18 protein-coding genes and 1 pseudogene are annotated in these 16,061 nt (G+C 40.1%); 8 read left to right on the top strand and 11 right to left on the bottom strand.

What is annotated here, in order from left to right:
• The first annotated feature begins 132 nt into the window (after nt 1–132).
• The 4 genes from ACSR9O_RS22800 to ACSR9O_RS22815 all read left to right on the top strand — a co-directional run bounded on the left by ACSR9O_RS22800 (nt 133) and on the right by ACSR9O_RS22815 (nt 3,055).
• A complete protein-coding gene (locus tag ACSR9O_RS22800) occupies nt 133–912 on the top strand; it encodes an undecaprenyl-diphosphate phosphatase (protein ID WP_101225332.1) in 780 nt (259 codons plus the stop codon).
• A gap of 332 nt (nt 913–1,244) precedes the next feature.
• Nucleotides 1,245–1,799: a GNAT family N-acetyltransferase gene (locus ACSR9O_RS22805; RefSeq protein ID WP_101225221.1), complete on the top strand. Its 555-nt coding sequence runs from the start codon at nt 1,245–1,247 to the stop codon at nt 1,797–1,799.
• Between the two features lie 205 nt (nt 1,800–2,004).
• Nucleotides 2,005–2,397: a CidA/LrgA family protein gene (locus tag ACSR9O_RS22810; protein ID WP_230175696.1), complete on the top strand. Its 393-nt coding sequence runs from the start codon at nt 2,005–2,007 to the stop codon at nt 2,395–2,397.
• Nucleotides 2,372–3,055, top strand: coding sequence for an LrgB family protein (locus ACSR9O_RS22815; protein ID WP_101225223.1), 684 nt, complete (start codon nt 2,372–2,374; stop codon nt 3,053–3,055). Before ACSR9O_RS22810 ends, ACSR9O_RS22815 begins: the two co-directional genes overlap by 26 nt.
• Before the next feature lie 43 nt (nt 3,056–3,098).
• Here the strand turns inward: ACSR9O_RS22815 and ACSR9O_RS22820 are convergent, their stop codons facing one another.
• Together ACSR9O_RS22820 and murG are read right to left on the bottom strand one after the other, a co-directional pair.
• Nucleotides 3,099–3,242, bottom strand: coding sequence for a DUF2639 domain-containing protein (locus tag ACSR9O_RS22820; RefSeq protein WP_101225224.1), 144 nt, complete (start codon nt 3,240–3,242; stop codon nt 3,099–3,101).
• A gap of 52 nt (nt 3,243–3,294) precedes the next feature.
• Entirely contained in the window at nt 3,295–4,383 is a 1,089-nt protein-coding gene (gene murG / locus ACSR9O_RS22825; RefSeq protein WP_491725151.1) for an undecaprenyldiphospho-muramoylpentapeptide beta-N-acetylglucosaminyltransferase, read from the bottom strand.
• Between the two features lie 193 nt (nt 4,384–4,576).
• Between murG and ACSR9O_RS22830 the strand changes: the two genes are divergently transcribed.
• Nucleotides 4,577–5,689, top strand: a complete 1,113-nt coding sequence (locus ACSR9O_RS22830) for a mechanosensitive ion channel family protein (RefSeq protein ID WP_230175694.1) — start codon at nt 4,577–4,579, stop codon at nt 5,687–5,689.
• Nucleotides 5,690–6,368: 679 nt separating this feature from the next.
• The gene (locus ACSR9O_RS22835; RefSeq protein ID WP_101225226.1) at nt 6,369–7,724 is read left to right on the top strand and encodes an MATE family efflux transporter; all 1,356 of its coding nucleotides are present in this window, start codon (nt 6,369–6,371) and stop codon (nt 7,722–7,724) included.
• Nucleotides 7,725–7,772: 48 nt separating this feature from the next.
• Here ACSR9O_RS22835 and ACSR9O_RS22840 read toward each other — a convergent pair whose 3' ends face one another.
• Nucleotides 7,773–8,546: an SDR family oxidoreductase gene (locus tag ACSR9O_RS22840; RefSeq protein ID WP_260357879.1), complete on the bottom strand. Its 774-nt coding sequence runs from the start codon at nt 8,544–8,546 to the stop codon at nt 7,773–7,775.
• Nucleotides 8,547–8,761: 215 nt separating this feature from the next.
• Between ACSR9O_RS22840 and ACSR9O_RS22845 the strand changes: the two genes are divergently transcribed.
• Nucleotides 8,762–9,172, top strand: coding sequence for an Hsp20/alpha crystallin family protein (locus ACSR9O_RS22845; RefSeq protein ID WP_491725152.1), 411 nt, complete (start codon nt 8,762–8,764; stop codon nt 9,170–9,172).
• 194 nt (nt 9,173–9,366) lie between these two features.
• Here ACSR9O_RS22845 and ACSR9O_RS22850 read toward each other — a convergent pair whose 3' ends face one another.
• The 6 genes from ACSR9O_RS22850 to yoyC form a co-directional block, all read right to left on the bottom strand.
• The gene (locus tag ACSR9O_RS22850; RefSeq protein WP_427572330.1) at nt 9,367–10,110 is read right to left on the bottom strand and encodes a CAP domain-containing protein; all 744 of its coding nucleotides are present in this window, start codon (nt 10,108–10,110) and stop codon (nt 9,367–9,369) included.
• Between the two features lie 459 nt (nt 10,111–10,569).
• Nucleotides 10,570–11,007, bottom strand: coding sequence for a FixH family protein (locus ACSR9O_RS22855; protein WP_101225230.1), 438 nt, complete (start codon nt 11,005–11,007; stop codon nt 10,570–10,572).
• A 19-nt stretch (nt 11,008–11,026) separates the two neighbouring features.
• On the bottom strand, nt 11,027–12,442 hold the full coding sequence (locus ACSR9O_RS22860; protein ID WP_402937651.1) for a sensor histidine kinase: 1,416 nt from the start codon (nt 12,440–12,442) through the stop codon (nt 11,027–11,029).
• Nucleotides 12,439–13,125, bottom strand: a complete 687-nt coding sequence (locus ACSR9O_RS22865; protein ID WP_230175690.1) for a response regulator transcription factor — start codon at nt 13,123–13,125, stop codon at nt 12,439–12,441. Before ACSR9O_RS22865 ends, ACSR9O_RS22860 begins: the two co-directional genes overlap by 4 nt.
• A 5-nt stretch (nt 13,126–13,130) precedes the next feature.
• The gene (locus ACSR9O_RS22870) at nt 13,131–14,093 is read right to left on the bottom strand and encodes a YncE family protein (RefSeq protein ID WP_101225233.1); all 963 of its coding nucleotides are present in this window, start codon (nt 14,091–14,093) and stop codon (nt 13,131–13,133) included.
• A gap of 118 nt (nt 14,094–14,211) precedes the next feature.
• Nucleotides 14,212–14,571 (bottom strand): protein YoyC, encoded by a 360-nt coding sequence (gene yoyC, locus ACSR9O_RS22875; RefSeq protein ID WP_260357882.1) that lies wholly within the window; start codon nt 14,569–14,571, stop codon nt 14,212–14,214.
• Nucleotides 14,572–14,587: 16 nt separating this feature from the next.
• On the opposite strand from yoyC, the gene ACSR9O_RS22880 reads away from it, so the two are divergent.
• Complete coding sequence (locus ACSR9O_RS22880) at nt 14,588–14,830, top strand: DNA alkylation repair protein (RefSeq protein ID WP_101225235.1); 243 nt, start codon at nt 14,588–14,590, stop codon at nt 14,828–14,830.
• A 57-nt stretch (nt 14,831–14,887) separates the two neighbouring features.
• On the opposite strand, the pseudogene ACSR9O_RS22885 reads toward ACSR9O_RS22880, so the two are convergent.
• Nucleotides 14,888–15,034, bottom strand: a pseudogene (locus ACSR9O_RS22885) (DUF2188 domain-containing protein); the annotation flags it as partial.
• Nucleotides 15,035–15,102: 68 nt separating this feature from the next.
• Nucleotides 15,103–16,026, bottom strand: coding sequence for a CobW family GTP-binding protein (locus ACSR9O_RS22890; protein WP_101225236.1), 924 nt, complete (start codon nt 16,024–16,026; stop codon nt 15,103–15,105).
• Between the last annotated feature and the right edge of the window lie 35 nt (nt 16,027–16,061).

Genomic DNA, 16,061 nt, shown 5'->3' on the forward strand with positions numbered 1-16,061 from the left:
TCGAAAACAGGTGAAATTGGACTGCTTTTTCTTGATAATGCAAATAAAATCCGGACATGTTCATCATTCTTGTGCATACAGTTTAAATAATGGATTGTCCTATACCTTCTAGAATGGAGTGATGTTTTTTTGCTGAATGAATTTCAAGCCTTCATCCTTGGGATCATTCAAGGCTTGACTGAGTTTTTACCTATTTCAAGTACTGGACATTTATATTTAGGACGGCATATTTTCCATCTTGACGAGGCCGGAATTTTTCTGGATACCATGCTCCACATCGGAACATTGCTGGCGTTATTGGTCGTCTATAAGAATGACATAATTGCCATTTTGAAAAATCCTTTCTCCAAAATGACTCTGCTTCTCATTGCTGGGACGATTCCTGCAGTGATTGCCGGCATTTTACTCGGGGATTGGTTTGATGGCCTTTCAAAAACAGGTGTCACCATTGGCTGGGAATTTTTAGCGACCGGACTGATTTTATGGGTAGCGGACGGAGTGAAAAAAGGGGCCAAATCCCTTAATGAAATTTCCATTAAAGATGCGCTGATTATCGGTACCTTCCAAGCTGCTGCCATCATGCCTGCTCTTTCGCGCTCCGGCCTAACGATAGCCGCCGGTCTCTTCTGCAGATTGGATAGGGCCACTGCAGCCTATTTTTCCTTTTTGCTTTCAATTCCTGCCATTACGGGGGGCATCGTATTTCAGATGAAACCGATTTTTACTGGAGATGTTGAACGGCTTCCACTCACTGCGCTTTTCGTCGGAACCCTGGCCGCAGCAATCTTTGGTTATATTGCAGTAGTATGGATGATCGATTTCTTAAAAAAGCGTTCACTGAAAATATTCTCCATTTATGTATGGGCCCTCGGCGCAATCATTTTATTCATGCAATTCACAGGTGAATTTTAAAGAAAAAGGCGGGCGAAGAACCAGTTTTTCAAGGAAAAATGCAGACGTTTGCCTACTGATTTCCCCCTTCAGGAAAAAGTTGAAATTTGACGAAAAAAAAAGGCAAAAAACCTATTCCCAAACCGTTTTTTTTTTAGTATTATACCTTCGTAAGGTACTTTAGATTTGCATATTTTCTGACAATAAAAATAGGGAAGGCAAATGGTGCGCCACCGGTTTCCGGTTCTAGTGGGTTCGATTCCCACCCCGAAATTTTTTGATGAACGACTTAAAAAATTTCGAGGGTGGGCAGCGACTACGCATAAGAACTGCCCTCAAACGGAGGGACGGAAATGTTAAAAAAGAGAGATTTCACAGATTGTTTTTCTCTTTATGAACAAATGACGCATCCAGATGTCTTCCCTTTCGTGCGCCATAAGGTAGATTCATATGAAGAATATGTTTTCATCACTAAGCAAACGATCGAAGCCGAAGATGCTGGGCAACTCATTTCACGAACAATCTTGGATGAATGGGAAAATCCCATCGGTTGTATTTCTTTATATGATATTGAAAATGGTGCAGGTTTCTTAGGCACATGGCTTGGCAAGCCTTATCATGGAAAAGGGTATAATGCCATTGCAAAAGACGCTTTCTTCAAAGAGCTTTTTTTCGAGCTCGGTTTGGAAACGGTCTTCATGCGTATTCGCAAAAAAAATATCCGCTCTATAAAAGCTGCAGAAAAGCTTCCCTATGCCGTCAATGCCAACGAAACAAGAAAATCCCTTTATGATCAGATCAATCATGAAGAAGATATCTACGATTTGTATGAAATCCCTAAAGATTTATACACCTTTCATATCCTTAGACAGCATGATGATGACGAACAGCAGTTACTTGAAGCATAAAGCGAAGAACATTTCAATTTGGATTTGTTTATCTTTTCATATAATGGCCGGAGCTTCCAAACCTGGAAAGCTCTTTTTTCCATTTACATAGGATGTTTAAGATAGATTGCTGCAAATCCCTATTCTTTTTAGGGATATTTTTTTATAATGAATACAATTGACCAATTCATCAATATATTCAAAGCGTCATTGAAAGGACTTAATCATGAAAAAAACATTTGCTTTTATCGTGCAGCTTATCTTCCTGCTCATCATTTGCAAGCTCGGCTATTATTTAGCCAATTTACTTCAATTACCCGTACCAGGCAACGTCATCGGCATGATTCTGTTATTCGGTTTATTACAGACGAAGGTTATAAAAGTCGAATGGATTGAACTTACTTCAGGATTTTTGGTAAAGCACCTAGCCTTTTTCTTCATCCCCATTTCAATCAGTTTAATGACAATGGGATGGCTTTTCATTAAATTCGGTTTGCCATTGGCACTTACATTGGGAGTCAGCCTGATATTTGGATTCATCGTTTCAGCTTGGACTGTTCAGAAGCTATCCCATAGAGGAGAGGTTAAGCAGCATGACAGCGCTCATCACAACATATAGCATCTTGATAACCATCCTTGCCTATTTCATTGGAAGGAAAATATATGCTAAACATCCATCACCTTTTACGACGCCCGTATTTTTCAGTACGGTTACGATAATTCTCGTATTGCTGATCAGCGGTTTGGACTTCGAAGATTATTCACCGGGAAAAGACATCATAACCTATTTCCTGGGACCGGCTACCGTTGCTTTGGCCGTACCACTTTATAAGAATAGAAAGATAATCGTTAAATATGCAATGCCGGCAATTAGCGGCATGATATTTGGCCTTATGGTCACATTGATCATTGCCTTCGCCATCGCTAAAGCATTTTCTCTTCCGCAATTCATACTCCAAGGATTGGCGGTTAAATCCATTACAGTGCCCATCGCTGTTGAAATCACTGAACTTTATGGCGGAAATTCCAATATATCAGCAGCCTTCGTCATTTTGACTGGGGTGCTGGGTACGATGATCGCTCCAAAAATGATGGATAAACTAAACATTACGATGCCCTTCGCTCGTGGTATCGCTTATGGTACGATCGCTCACGGTCTCGGAACTGCTCAAGCTGCCCAGGAAAGTGAGTTCACCGGGGCTGTCGCAGGTGCGGCAATGGCTATCGCAGGTATTCTTATTTCCTGTTTTTTTCCTTTTATAAGTAATTTCCTATAAAAAGAACCGCAACGTTAACGACGTTGCGGTTCTTTTTTATGATTTATCTTTTTTGCAAATCGTCGTATAATCGCCTAAGAATATAGGTTTTATACAGCTCCAGCTTTTTTTTCTCAATTGGATGATAGCTTATCCCTGCAGCTTTTAGCTGCTGAATGAACCATCCTTTGGAATATTCATAAGCCATTCTACCCCCTCCTCTGTTCGAAAAAGATATGCTGCATAGAGGGGATTGATACTTATTTTTTTGCAGCCATTACTTGAAGTAATAATTCATACATTTCAGCTGCCGTTTTGAATGGGCGTTTTTGACGCATTTTTTCCTGATATTCATTCGATTGTTCCAATAAATCCGCTAATGTAGCATTAAAAATCCGGTCATTTAACTCTTCTTCTTGAATGACTTTACAAAAGCCCTGTTTTTCAAAGCTTGACGCATTCAGAATTTGATCTCCGCGGGATGCATTGGCACTTAGAGGGATAAGCAGCATCGGCTTTTGCAAACCAAGGAATTCAAAGATTGAATTCGAACCTGCCCTTGATACAACGACATCAGCAGCCGCCAAAAGATCGAATAATTCTTCATGTACGAATTCAAAAGGAGCATATCCCCTTTGTTTCAATTCCGTTTTCACATTTCCCTTCCCGCAAATGTGTATAATCTGGTAATCCTTTAATAAAGCATCTAGGTTATCTGTAATCATATTATTGATTTTAACGGCCCCAAGGCTCCCGCCCATAACGAGTAACACCGGTTTGTTATTCGTGAATCCACAGAACGTCTTACCAGCTGAAGCGCTTCCCTTAAAAATCCCATCGCGCAATACAGCGCCTAGATACATGGCCTTATCTTTCGGAAGGTCTTTTTCCGTTTCCTGGAAAGTGGTGAAAATTTTCGATGCAAGTGGCATGGCAATCTTATTAGCCAGACCAGGCGTATAATCCGATTCATGTATCGCAATCGGTATTCTCAGCATCCTGCCTGCCAAAACGACTGGAACCGAAACGAATCCACCTTTAGAAAAAATGAAATCCGGCTTGGTCTTTTTTAATATTTTTCGTGCATCAAAAATCCCTTTTATGACCCGGAAAGGGTCTTTCATATTTTCAACTGATAGATAACGTCTGAATTTACCTACGGAAATCGTTTCATAACGGACCTCGGGAAATTCCGTTTCGATGATATTTTTTTCAATGCCTTTTTTTGAACCAATATAGGTAACATCCCAATCATGCTTTAAAAATTCCGGGATGATTGCTGCATTAACAGATACATGACCGGCAGAACCGCCTCCGGTAAATACTATTTTCTTAGTCAATATTTCCACCTTCCAAACTTAAAAAATCACTTTGCATCCATATTACCATATATCCCTGCCATTAATAACTTGAAAAAGTATTCAGTGAACCGCAAAATCCCCGTGAGGAATGTAATCATCGATTATTTTTCCTTTTTCAGCATGAATATATTATAATCTTAGTATTCTACAATACTACAAGATACATTGGAGGAGTAATACATTGCAAGAAGTTTCTGAATCACTAGATCAATTTGATGGAATCGAAGCCTGGACCAAATTAGGAATATCCATTGGTATTTTTCTAATCTTCCTTTTGCTTCGGAAAGTATTTACTACATATATATTCAAGTTCTTTCTACGAATTGCAGAAAAACGCAAAGTAGAATTTGCCGCCAACTTAATGCTCGCTTTAGAACAGCCGGTAAGATGGCTTATCGTTTTGATTGGTGTTATCATTTCACTGCACTATTTTCCGATTGACTCACCTTCGGTTGAATTAAGATCGAAAATATACAGATCATTTTTTGTCTTCTTAATAATTTGGACGATTTTCAATATCAGTTCGATCTTAACCATTTTATTTCCGAAATTAGTAAGTAAATTCGGGCTTGAAGTCGATCAAATCGTCATGCCGTTCTTTACGAAAATCATAAAATTAATCATCATTGCTTTTGGTGCCTCCATCATTGCTGAAGAATGGGGATTTAATGTCGATGGATTCGTTGCAGGGCTTGGATTGGGTGGATTGGCTTTCGCTCTTGCCGCTAAAGATACAGTCAGCAACTTCTTTGGAGGGATCGTCATCGTTACCGAAAAACCTTTTACCATAGGAGATTGGGTCAAAACTCCAAGTGTTGAGGGAACCATTGAAGACATTACATTCCGAAGCACCAAAGTTCGGACTTTTGCCCAAGCTCTAGTTACAGTCCCAAATGCGACCCTTTCGAATGAACCGATCATCAACTGGTCCAAGATGGGAAAAAGACAGATTGCCTTCCATTTAGGTGTGAATGTCACGACACCAAAAGAAAAATTGGAAAATGTCATTAAAGACATAGAAAGAATGCTGATTGATCATCCTGAAGTCCATCCGGAAACGATTTTGGTTAAATTTGATGAGTTCAGTCATTCCGGTTTCAATCTTTACCTTTATTTCTTCACGAAAGCGACGGACTTTGGAGGATATTTATCAATCAAAGAAGATGTGAACTTTAAAATAATGGAGATATTGGAACAGGAAGATGTACAAATTGCCATTCCGTCCCAAGCCTTCATTCTTCAAAAAGACTCAAATATGGAAGCCATGAATGATTTTGAATCCATGCGCGACTGACAAAAGGACTTGCCCAAAAACGGAAAGTCTCAGAATGTAGACAACCTCGATGAAAATCGAGATTGTCTACATTTTTTTATGGCTTGTACAAATTTTGACGTTGATTATAACGTAAGGCACTCGCTTTCCGCGGGCGGTCCGGGAGCCTCCTCGGGATTCTTGCGCCTGTGGGGTCTCCCCTTGGACGCGCTTTTCCCGCAGGAGTCTCGCACACCCGCTCCAATCAACTTTGTTTTAACTTTTAGATAGAACCCTTTTGCCTAAAGTCTTTATTGTTTTAAAATAGACTAATTAAAACTTGAGGTGATGAGGATGCTTTCTAAACATGATTCTATTCAGCGAGATCAACTTGAAATGGTTACTTTAGATCTTTAAAGTGTCGTTTAATTTTCCCCGAACATTGAGATATGAGGCACTTTTCATGGAAACCATATCGCACTCTTTCACATGTGTGGAATCCACGTATACTTGCTCTGCACTTATTAACTTAAATAAGCGAAAAATCAAAAGGGGTTCTGAATTTTTTAATTCCGAACCCCTTTTGTCTACAAGCTGAGACTTGCCCAAAACGGCAAGTCTTTTTTAGCTTCAAATAAAAACTCTTAAAACATCACATGCTTATGTGATATAATTCTTTCATTGTGTTGAAAATTGCAAATATTGATATTGAGGTACTTTAATGAATCAGACTTATACTAAATCACAAAAGATCCGCCTATTATTTTATATATTGATACCTATCCTGATAACCCAAATCAGCATGTATGCCATGACCTTTTTTGATGTGATGATGTCAGGACAATACAGCACTCAGGACGTTGCTGGCGTCTCCATCGGCAGTTCGCTATGGACACCCGTATACACGGGGCTGAGCGGGATATTGATTGCCTTAACGCCGGTGGTTTCACAGCTGGTCGGTTCCAGGCAGTCTAAATCCGTTTCCTATTCCGTGATGCAGGCCATTTATTTAGCTGTCACTTTAGCCTTATTCATATTAATCATTGGGGCGTTTTCTTTGAACCCCGTATTGAATGCCATGGACCTTGAAGATAGTGTCCACATGGTTGCTCATGATTATTTGATTGCACTTTCACTCGGTATCATTCCTTTATTCGTTTATAATGCGTTAAGGGCATTCATTGATGCTCTGGGGCAGACCAGGATATCCATGATAATCACCTTATGTGCACTCCCGGTAAACGTCCTTTTTAATTACCTATTAATCTACGGAAAGCTTGGATTCCCCGAACTTGGCGGTGTCGGTTCGGGGTACGCCACTGCCATTACTTATTGGTTAATTGCCTTGGTGGCCATCCTTGTTGTAATAAAAATCAACCCGTTTTCGACATATAAGGTTTTCAATGAATTTTTCCGGGTTTCCTGGAAAGAATGGCGTGCTTTATTATTGATTGGAGTACCCATCGGGCTGGCTATCTTTTTTGAAACAAGCATTTTCTCGGCCGTCACCCTTTTGATGAGTAAGTATGATACCGTCACAATAGCATCGCATCAGATTGCCATGAATTTTGCCTCCCTGCTTTATATGATACCGCTAAGTATATCCATGGCTTTGACGATCGTCATTGGATTTGAAATTGGGGCAAACCGTTATAAAGATGCAAAAGTGTATAGCTGGATTGGCATTTCGATGGCCTTGACAATGTCGCTCGTTTTGTCGACCATCCTATTCCTTTTCCGTGAACCTGTGGCTTCTTTATACACAAAAGATCATGAGGTAATGATGCTGACTTCACATTTTTTAATATATGCCATCTTCTTTCAGATATCGGATGCCCTCCAGGCACCTATTCAGGGTATATTGCGTGGTTATAAAGATGTTAATGTCACATTTGCGATGTCACTGGTCTCCTACTGGATTCTCGGGCTTCCCATTGGCTATGTTTTCGCAAAGTATACCGATATGGGAGCCTTTGGGTATTGGATTGGCCTAATTACCGGCTTGGCTCTCGGAGCAATAGGCTTGGCGGCTCGCTTACGGTTCATACAGCAAGTGAAATATAAAAAAATGGCGTGAAAAAAGAGTGGGGCTGGATTACCGGCCTCACCCTTTTTCATTCTCACGCTAGGCTTTATATATTTTCCCGAGAACATCCTTTCCGCCTGTTACCGGAATGATGCTGCCGGTAATGAAATCTGACTCCTCATCACAAAGAAACGTGACGACCCTCGCTATATCTTCGCCTGTACCCGGTCTGCCGATTGGAACCGTACCATCCTTTTCTGCTCTCGCGCCCCTGATTTCCCCCTCTTTCCAATCACCTACTATATCACCAGGACAGACCATATTCACGGTGATGCCATGTGTAGCTTCTTCCGCAGCTAAAGTTCTTGTCAAGGAGGTCAAGCCGCTCTTTGCCGCGGCAAAAGCAGAACGATAAATCCAACCTGGTGCAGTTTCACACCGTTCAAACCCTAATGTAATGACTCTGCCCCAGTTTCTACTTCGCATTTGCGGAATAAGTTCCTTCGCAAAATAGAAAAAACCGTTTAAATTCCCATCCATGATGTACTTCCATTCATCACTGCCATATTCAGTCATGTGTTTACGATCATGCATATATGGCCCTGCGTTATGAATGAAGATATCAACATGGCCAAAGACCTCCAAAATCTTTTGCAAAATATTCCGGCAATCTTCTTCACTTGACGAGTCACCTTGAATCGCAAGTGCCTTAACATGGTATTTTTCCTGTAATTCATCCACTAATGCTAAAGCTGCCTTTTTACTTTTTCGATAAGTAATGATAATGGCCATTCCATTATCCGCGAGTGAAAATGCCATCCTTTTGCCGATTCCCGTTGCTCCACCAGTAATAAAAGCTACTTTTTCATCCACAGGCCTACCCTCTTTATCTAATGGATTTTACTTAATTATACATAAGTTTATTCCGTTTTCTATAATTTAGTAATTATATAAAAGAACCTATGGGCTTTAGCTGCATAAAATATAACAAATAAACCTGTCAGACCATAAGCAGGAGAGAGGAATTCAATATGTTTCCTTGGAATTCACTTTTTTCTTTTAAGAATAACCCGAACCAAAAGGATTTCATGAAAAATATGCAGCAAAGTGATGTACAATCATTCATTGAAAAAGTATTTTCACAAGTCATACCTGAAAATATGCAAGGTATGATGAATCAAAATGATGGCCGCTCACAAAAAGAAAATGCCAGATCTGAACATCCTTTACATGCCGAAGTATTTGAAACGCATTTATATGTCTTCGTAAGAATTCCAATAGAAGATGAATCTTGGCTAAAGAAAATGAAACTTTACCATACATCTAACCAATCCATCATCGAGGGGATTCCTGAAGAGTCAGATCGGCATGTCATAACACTCCCCGCACCTGTAAAGAAAAAAGGGGCATCAGCCCAATATAAAGAATCAACATTGGAAATACGTCTTCAGAAAAGTTTCAATACACAGTATTCAGAAATCGATGTATCCGAGATTTAAGTGGCTTCACCGGGACCTCACTGATGTTAAGGTGCGGTTCCAGTTATTTCTTGGTTCAATTTTTTTAGATTTGGGTACATTATAGAGAACCAATCAATGTCAGAATTGATTTTTTTCCATGGAATGGAATAATCTATTTCTCGCAAAAAAAAAGCGCACCCCATATTAATGGGATGCACTTTTCTATTAATCTATTATTTTCCGATGAATTGTTGAGTCCAGTAGTTACCAGATTCTACGTAACCTACTCCGATATGAGTAAAGCTAGAGTTCATGATGTTTTCACGGTGTCCTTGGCTATTCATCCAAGCTTGTACCACTTCTTCAGGTGTTTGTTGACCTTGTGCGATGTTTTCACCAGCTGATGTATAGCTGATTCCGAATTTTTTCATCATATCGAATGGTGAGCCGTAAGTTGGGCTATTGTGATCAAAGTAGTTATTATCTTTCATGTCTTGAGACTTGATACGTGCAACTTTGCTCAACTCAGTGTCGATTTTAAGAGCTGACAAACCTTGTTTTTCACGTTCTGCATTAGTTAATTTAACAACTTCTTGTTCAAAAGCACTTAATTCAGAGCTTGTCTCTTGTTTTTCATCAGTTGATTTATCAGGTGTCACTTCAGGTGCTGCAGGTTTTGCTTCAGGTTTTGCTTCAGGTTTTGCTTGGTTCGCTGTTCCAGCTTCTTGACCTGGTGTTTGAACTGGTTTTTGGACTGGTTTTTGAACCGGTTTTTGTTGTGCCTGCGCTGCAGGTAAAGTGATGTTGTATTTAGCTAGGTATTGGTTAAGGACATTTTGCATATCCTCTTTATTCATAGATTTATAAGTTACTTGTTTAACAGTATCACAGTTGGCTGCTTCAGCTTGGTTAGCTCCTACTCCTGTGAATATAATAGCTGCAGCCGCTGCTGCTGACATAAACATTTTCTTTTTCATTCGTATTTCCTCCTGTGATGTTCGTTTTGTGTTGTGCTTTGCTTCTGGAATTATCATAACATGCACTTTTTGTAATAAATGCACCAGCAATTTCCATCGAATTTAACAGGATACGAAAGAGAAAATATTATTATCCTAGTTTCAGAGAAAGCTTGCAAGAATGCTTTACCTATCTATGTTTCTTTCGGTGGTATATATACTCATATTTTTCCAGCCCTCACTTGTCAATGGTAGTTACATAGAACCATTTCCATTGAATACTAATAACTTTTTGTTGACATATCGTATTTAACCAACTTAATATGACTTTCATTACTTTTATGTTACAAATTTTTCGATTTAACTTCGATGCTCCGTCTTTTGTCCCGATCATTTCTACCCTATTGCCTTGGTCCATTTTTCAAAAAAAAAAAAACAATTCGGATTCTCTTCCGAATTGTTTTTTTTGATGGTCATTCATCATTTCATTTCTTCATCATCCATTTCGTCCATTTCCTTTTTCCCACCATTTTGTTCAGGAGTGCTTGGCTTCCCTATGACGAATTCTTTCTTTGGCATGTTGTGCATATCCCTTGCCGTTACATGGGCATATACATAATAGGTTCCTTCTTCATCAAAAATCTTCTCCAATTCATATATGCCGTTTCTTTTATGTTTTACTGCAATCTTGTCATGGTCATCGCTATTCGCAAGCCAAATTTCAAAACTGACATCATCCGCATCTGTCACGGCTTCGTCCCCATAAGTCACTTTTGCCTGAAATTTTACAGGCTCATTCACTTTACCCTGAATTGGATCGACAGCTAAATCGACATTTAGCATTTTCGGAATTTCCTCTTCCTTGCCGCATCCGGCCAAAAAAATTAACGTCATGCAAAATAATACGATTTTTTTCATTTTTGAACGTATCCCCTTTTTATGAATTCCATTCTTCTTTTATAACCGGTAGGATGACCTTGACTTTTGTTCCCCTTTTTTCCTTGCTTTCTATTTCGATTTTACCATTTTGCAATTCCACCAATTTTTTGACAATGGACAGTCCAAGCCCTGAACCGCCATCAAAACGGCTGCGTGCTTTGTTCACTCGGTAAAAACGATTCATGATATGAGGCAGATCCGCTTCCGGAATCCCGTTACCCGTGTCAGTTATCAGCAGTTCGCAATCATCTTTATGCTGAATTAGGGTAATATGAATCGCCCCTCCAGAATCCGTGTACTGAATGGCATTATCAAAAATGTTATGCAGGATCTGTTCCATCCTTCCTTCATCCCCAAAAATAATCGGGTCTGGATCCAGATCCAACTGCAAGTCCAATTGCTTTTCCTTTATTATCGGTTCATATTTCACAAGTACGTCTTCTATGAATTGGGCATAGGCAATTGGGATTTTATTTAACAAGAATGGATCACTATCCATTTTTGTTAAGTCCATCAGATCACCCACAAGCCGCTGCAGCCTAAGGGCCTCCCTTGAAATGAGATGAAGGTATTTCCGTTGTTCTTCATCATTTTTCACGACACCATCCAATATGGCCTGCGTGTATCCCTTTACGTAACTAAGCGGGGTTCTGAGCTCGTGTGCTACATTTTCAAGAAACTCTTTTTTTCTTTCTTCTTCCAAATGGATGGAATTGGCCATATCATTAAAGGCTATTGCCAGTTTACCTATTTCATCATGGCTCCTTACATGGACCTGTATGTCATAATTCCCCTCTGAAACGAGATGGGCTGCAGTCTCGATTTCCTTAATCGGACTGATTAGCCTTTTCAACCATTTCGTAGTAAAAAATATCGCGACTATCAAGAATAATAGGATCGCTGCCAACCATTTTACAGCAAATTCCTTAAGTAAGACCGTAATGGAATCTACTGGAATATATGTATAGATGATACCTTCGAGGCGATCTTCGTCAATCAGGGGTATGATCGCCGCTACGATGTTCTTTTCAAACCTTTTCTCATATCCCTCTTTTTCAACGGCTTTCCCATCTAAAAGCATTTGCCGTTCTTCTTCAGAAATAAGGGTATCATAATTGATTTCAAAAGGCAGACAGGCACTCAATTCCCTGGGATTGTTGACGACAAAGACCTCGCTGTCATTCTTACTGTTAAACCATTCAACTTTTCCCTTGAAGTCATCACTGATTTCACCGCCGGTATAATCCGCCCCTAGCAATGACGCTTCATTGACTAAATCTGTTTTAAGCTTCTCGACATATAGATTTTTATAATAATATTGAGAAAGTGAGTATGCGAACAGAACGGAAAGGATGATGGCGGTGATGATGGTGAGCCATAATTTAAATGAAAGGGTTCGCCATTTATTGATCATTTCTTTTCCTCTATCTTATAACCGATTCCCCAGACGGTTTGAATGTAATCGGCCGCTCTTAATTTCATTCGTAACGTTTTGATATGGGTATCCACAGTACGTAAAGATCCTCCATACTCCCCGCTCCATACATTTTCAAGCAGTTGTTCGCGGCTGAGTGCCTGGCTTTTATGACGCATGAGAAATAACAGCAATTCGAATTCTTTCAAGGTTAAATTGATTGCCTTCCCTTCAACCAAAACCGTTCTGGATTGTAAGTTCAAGCTAATTTTACCGAATCGGACATGGTTTTGATTCTCTTCATTCAATGATAATTTCCCTGTCCTTCGCAATACAGCTTCGACCCTTGCTACCAATTCTCCTGGATTGAACGGCTTGACGATATAATCGTCGCCGCCAAGCTTCAGCCCTTTCACCTTATCCCATTCTTCACCTTTCGCGCTGACAAATATCACAGGGATCTCCCAATTATCACGAATCTCTTCACAAACGGAGAAACCGTCCATACCTGGCATCATGATATCCAATAGGATTAAATCCACTTCCTCTGTTTCAACCATCCTTATAGCTTCTTTTCCATTCGCAGCTTGAAGGCATCGATAACCTGAGTTCAGCAAATACATTTCAACTAGATTTCGCATATCTTCTTCATCATCCACGACTAAAATGGTGTAAGCATGCATGTCATCTACTCCCTCAACATCAATTGGAACGGACCTTCGCCGACTTTTATCGTTTTTTTAACATCGACTGTTTCAGCATCCATTACATACACTTCATCACTATCATATCCCGCCACGACCACATCTTCATTGAAGTTCGCCATTTCAAAGGGGTTGACGCCGACCACTTTGCTTTTCACTTCCTCATATTGATCATTCAATTTATATAAGGAGCTTGTACCATGACTTAGGACAAATATGCCTTCAGCATTCTCCAGGAACTTTATCGGCATGGTGGGGGCCTTCAGTTTCTTCTTCAACTCTCCCGTTTTTGCCGAATAAATATATAGATCTTCTTCCACTTGGTCCCCATCACCATGTCCTCCGATCCATATTTCATCCTTTTCTTCCCTTAATAACGTGCCGGTGCTGGAACTATGTACGGGAAATTCGAAATCGACCTTTTTCGTTTCAAGATTTATCACTGAACATTTGGTATCACCAAAATTAATAACATACAAGCGATTTGCTTGCTCTCCTTGAAGAACGGTCAAGGGGCTTTTACCAACCTTGACAATATCCTGTACCTCCCCATCAGCATTTAAAAAATAAATGGAGTGATTCGCTTGATTGACCGCCACGATGCTTTTTCCATCACGTAACAATTGCATATTGACGATTCCTTTCCCAATTTCCCAACTGTTTATCATTTTTCCTGCTGATAAAGAGTAAACTTGGACTTTCTTCATCTCTTTTCCATAAAGCAGGATAGTATCTTTGTCTGCCAGGAGCAGGGCTCCGGTAAATGGTTCTGAAATATCCCATTTTGCAAATGGATGATAGTTTTCATCTATAAAAGTCAGAGAAGTATCCTTGATATTGACAGTCGCCAGGAAAGATTCACTTTTATTGATTTTAGTAAATGCATTACCGCTATTACACCCAGTAAGCAGTACGATGGCAAGAAAAAGCCCAATGCCCCACTTCATATTTTAAGCTCCTTATTCATTAAATATCTATTTTTTTAAAATTTTAACAATGATTTGTGAAAAAAGTATGAAGCGGATAAGAATATTTGCTAACAAGCACCCGTATCACAATCTGGAATCATAATCTTTCCAATTCAGTGATATAGAGCATGACGATTGCATTTTTCATTTCTTCCGAAAGCGAAGATTCCATCACGCGTTTAATGGAGAGGTAAAATTTCTCCAATACTGGTTTTCGGGCACGGGGATGGGCATTTTCATCCAAAAGCTCACGGCGGACGAGTTCCGGCAAAACTTCCCTTCCACCTCCATCGGTCACCTTACGATTGTTCCATATGCTTAAATAAGCCACCAGTAATTCTTCTTGCCTGATATTTTCCTTCATAGTATCCCTTCCATCCATTACTAATTCATACATATTATTGATCAAGTTCGTAAAGACTATCTTAATAATACGATTACGCTTTTTAAAATTCAAAAAAGGAGTGAGTACAGTGTCTCAAGTATACCGCTGTCCGAATTGCCGGACAAATAAATCTCGCTTCAATCTCATTCAGCAAGTAGCAACCCCTGTTAAAAAGGATCCGCAATCCGGTGAGATTGTTGAACAATATTCGAACGATTCCCTTCAGCCGTTCCATCTAGCATATAATGGTCCTGAAGTTCGGGTGCAATGTGCTGCGTGCGGATTAATAGAAGACGAAAAGACATTTGCCGCCTTTGGAATGCAAGAATAAAAATGGTCAGACCCTCAAATGGGTCTGACCATTTTTTCAATCTTTTCCCACCGACATCTTAGCCCGGTCTATGGCAATTGGAATGGCTTTCCCATCCTCATATCCTTCATCCAATAATGCATTCGCGATCTCTATAGCCTTTTCCCTGACATCTTTATCTAGATTCTTCATCGAATTTGGGTAATCGTTCTTATTCCATGGCATTAATACCGCCTCCTTGATAAGAAAGTCTTCTTATATGTTTCCCTTCTTTTATGGGCGGTAAACGTTTATCAGACCGCTCTCGCTTCCAAAGCTTTCAACTGACCGATCAACATTTCCTCATCCAACTTTTCCCCGATGATGACGATATTCAATGGCATTTTCATCATTTCATTCATATACATCGGCATTCCGTAGGAGTATTGAAATAAATGGGGGTATTGTGAATGTGTAAAGGAAATGTATCCTTTCATTCTATATACCGTTTCCGGCAGGGACCTAAGCCACTCTTCAAAGTCGGTTTGTGCCACGGCACCTTCAAAGGTATGAACGACTGCAGTTAAATGCAAATTGTCATGTACATCAAGCTTTTGATGGCTATTTTGCCGATTTCTTTGCATCCCTTGCAATGATTTCAAGGAAACGTCTGCATACTCCGTCAATAAACATACAGCATCCGTATTCAGTGCCTGTATCGTATATATCAGCTGTGCGGCCTCCATCTCACTTACTAAATCCGCTTTATTCAATAGTATGAAATCGGCATGGTGGATTTGCTCGGCAAGCAGCTGTCGAAGCTGCGGAGACAGTTCCTCGCGATCGCGCCACCTTAATAAATCGACCACGGTGATAATCCCTTTATACTCCAGCCTTTTGGCGAAGATCGGGGACATGATGCCATCCAATACTTCAACTGGATGAGCAGCGCCCGTCGTTTCAATATAAACCGCATCCAAGTCATTTTCGGTTAGCAATTCATGAAGCTGAACTTCCAGTTTATCTTGAATTGTGCAGCAGATGCACCCGTCAAACAACTCCTTCAGAGGCACTCCATCACCAATGAGTCCGCTGTCAACCGATACACTGCCGAGCTCATTTAAAAGCACGGCCACTTTTCTGCCCGCGTCACTTTCCTGCTTTAATATATTTCGAAGAAGCGTCGTTTTCCCGCTGCCGAGAAAGCCGCCCAATATGTACACTTCGGTTGTTTTCATTCTTATCTGCTCCTATGATCCTGTTAAATTCGATT

Source organism: Peribacillus sp. B65, from assembly GCF_058513295.1.

Bases quoted from the DNA above. Each gene is read 5' to 3' on its own strand.
- ACSR9O_RS22815 (WP_101225223.1), top strand. From the start codon at position 2,372: ATGACAGCGCTCATCACAACATATAGCATCTTGATAACCATCCTTGCC.
- ACSR9O_RS22820 (WP_101225224.1), bottom strand. From the start codon at position 3,242: ATGGCTTATGAATATTCCAAAGGATGGTTCATTCAGCAGCTAAAAGCT.
- ACSR9O_RS22810 (WP_230175696.1), top strand. From the start codon at position 2,005: ATGAAAAAAACATTTGCTTTTATCGTGCAGCTTATCTTCCTGCTCATC.
- ACSR9O_RS22850 (WP_427572330.1), bottom strand. From the start codon at position 10,110: ATGAAAAAGAAAATGTTTATGTCAGCAGCAGCGGCTGCAGCTATTATA.
- ACSR9O_RS22835 (WP_101225226.1), top strand. From the start codon at position 6,369: ATGAATCAGACTTATACTAAATCACAAAAGATCCGCCTATTATTTTAT.
- ACSR9O_RS22865 (WP_230175690.1), bottom strand. From the start codon at position 13,125: ATGCATGCTTACACCATTTTAGTCGTGGATGATGAAGAAGATATGCGA.
- ACSR9O_RS22805 (WP_101225221.1), top strand. From the start codon at position 1,245: ATGTTAAAAAAGAGAGATTTCACAGATTGTTTTTCTCTTTATGAACAA.
- ACSR9O_RS22845 (WP_491725152.1), top strand. From the start codon at position 8,762: ATGAAAAATATGCAGCAAAGTGATGTACAATCATTCATTGAAAAAGTA.
- ACSR9O_RS22890 (WP_101225236.1), bottom strand. From the start codon at position 16,026: ATGAAAACAACCGAAGTGTACATATTGGGCGGCTTTCTCGGCAGCGGG.
- ACSR9O_RS22855 (WP_101225230.1), bottom strand. From the start codon at position 11,007: ATGAAAAAAATCGTATTATTTTGCATGACGTTAATTTTTTTGGCCGGA.
- ACSR9O_RS22860 (WP_402937651.1), bottom strand. From the start codon at position 12,442: ATGATCAATAAATGGCGAACCCTTTCATTTAAATTATGGCTCACCATC.
- ACSR9O_RS22870 (WP_101225233.1), bottom strand. From the start codon at position 14,093: ATGAAGTGGGGCATTGGGCTTTTTCTTGCCATCGTACTGCTTACTGGG.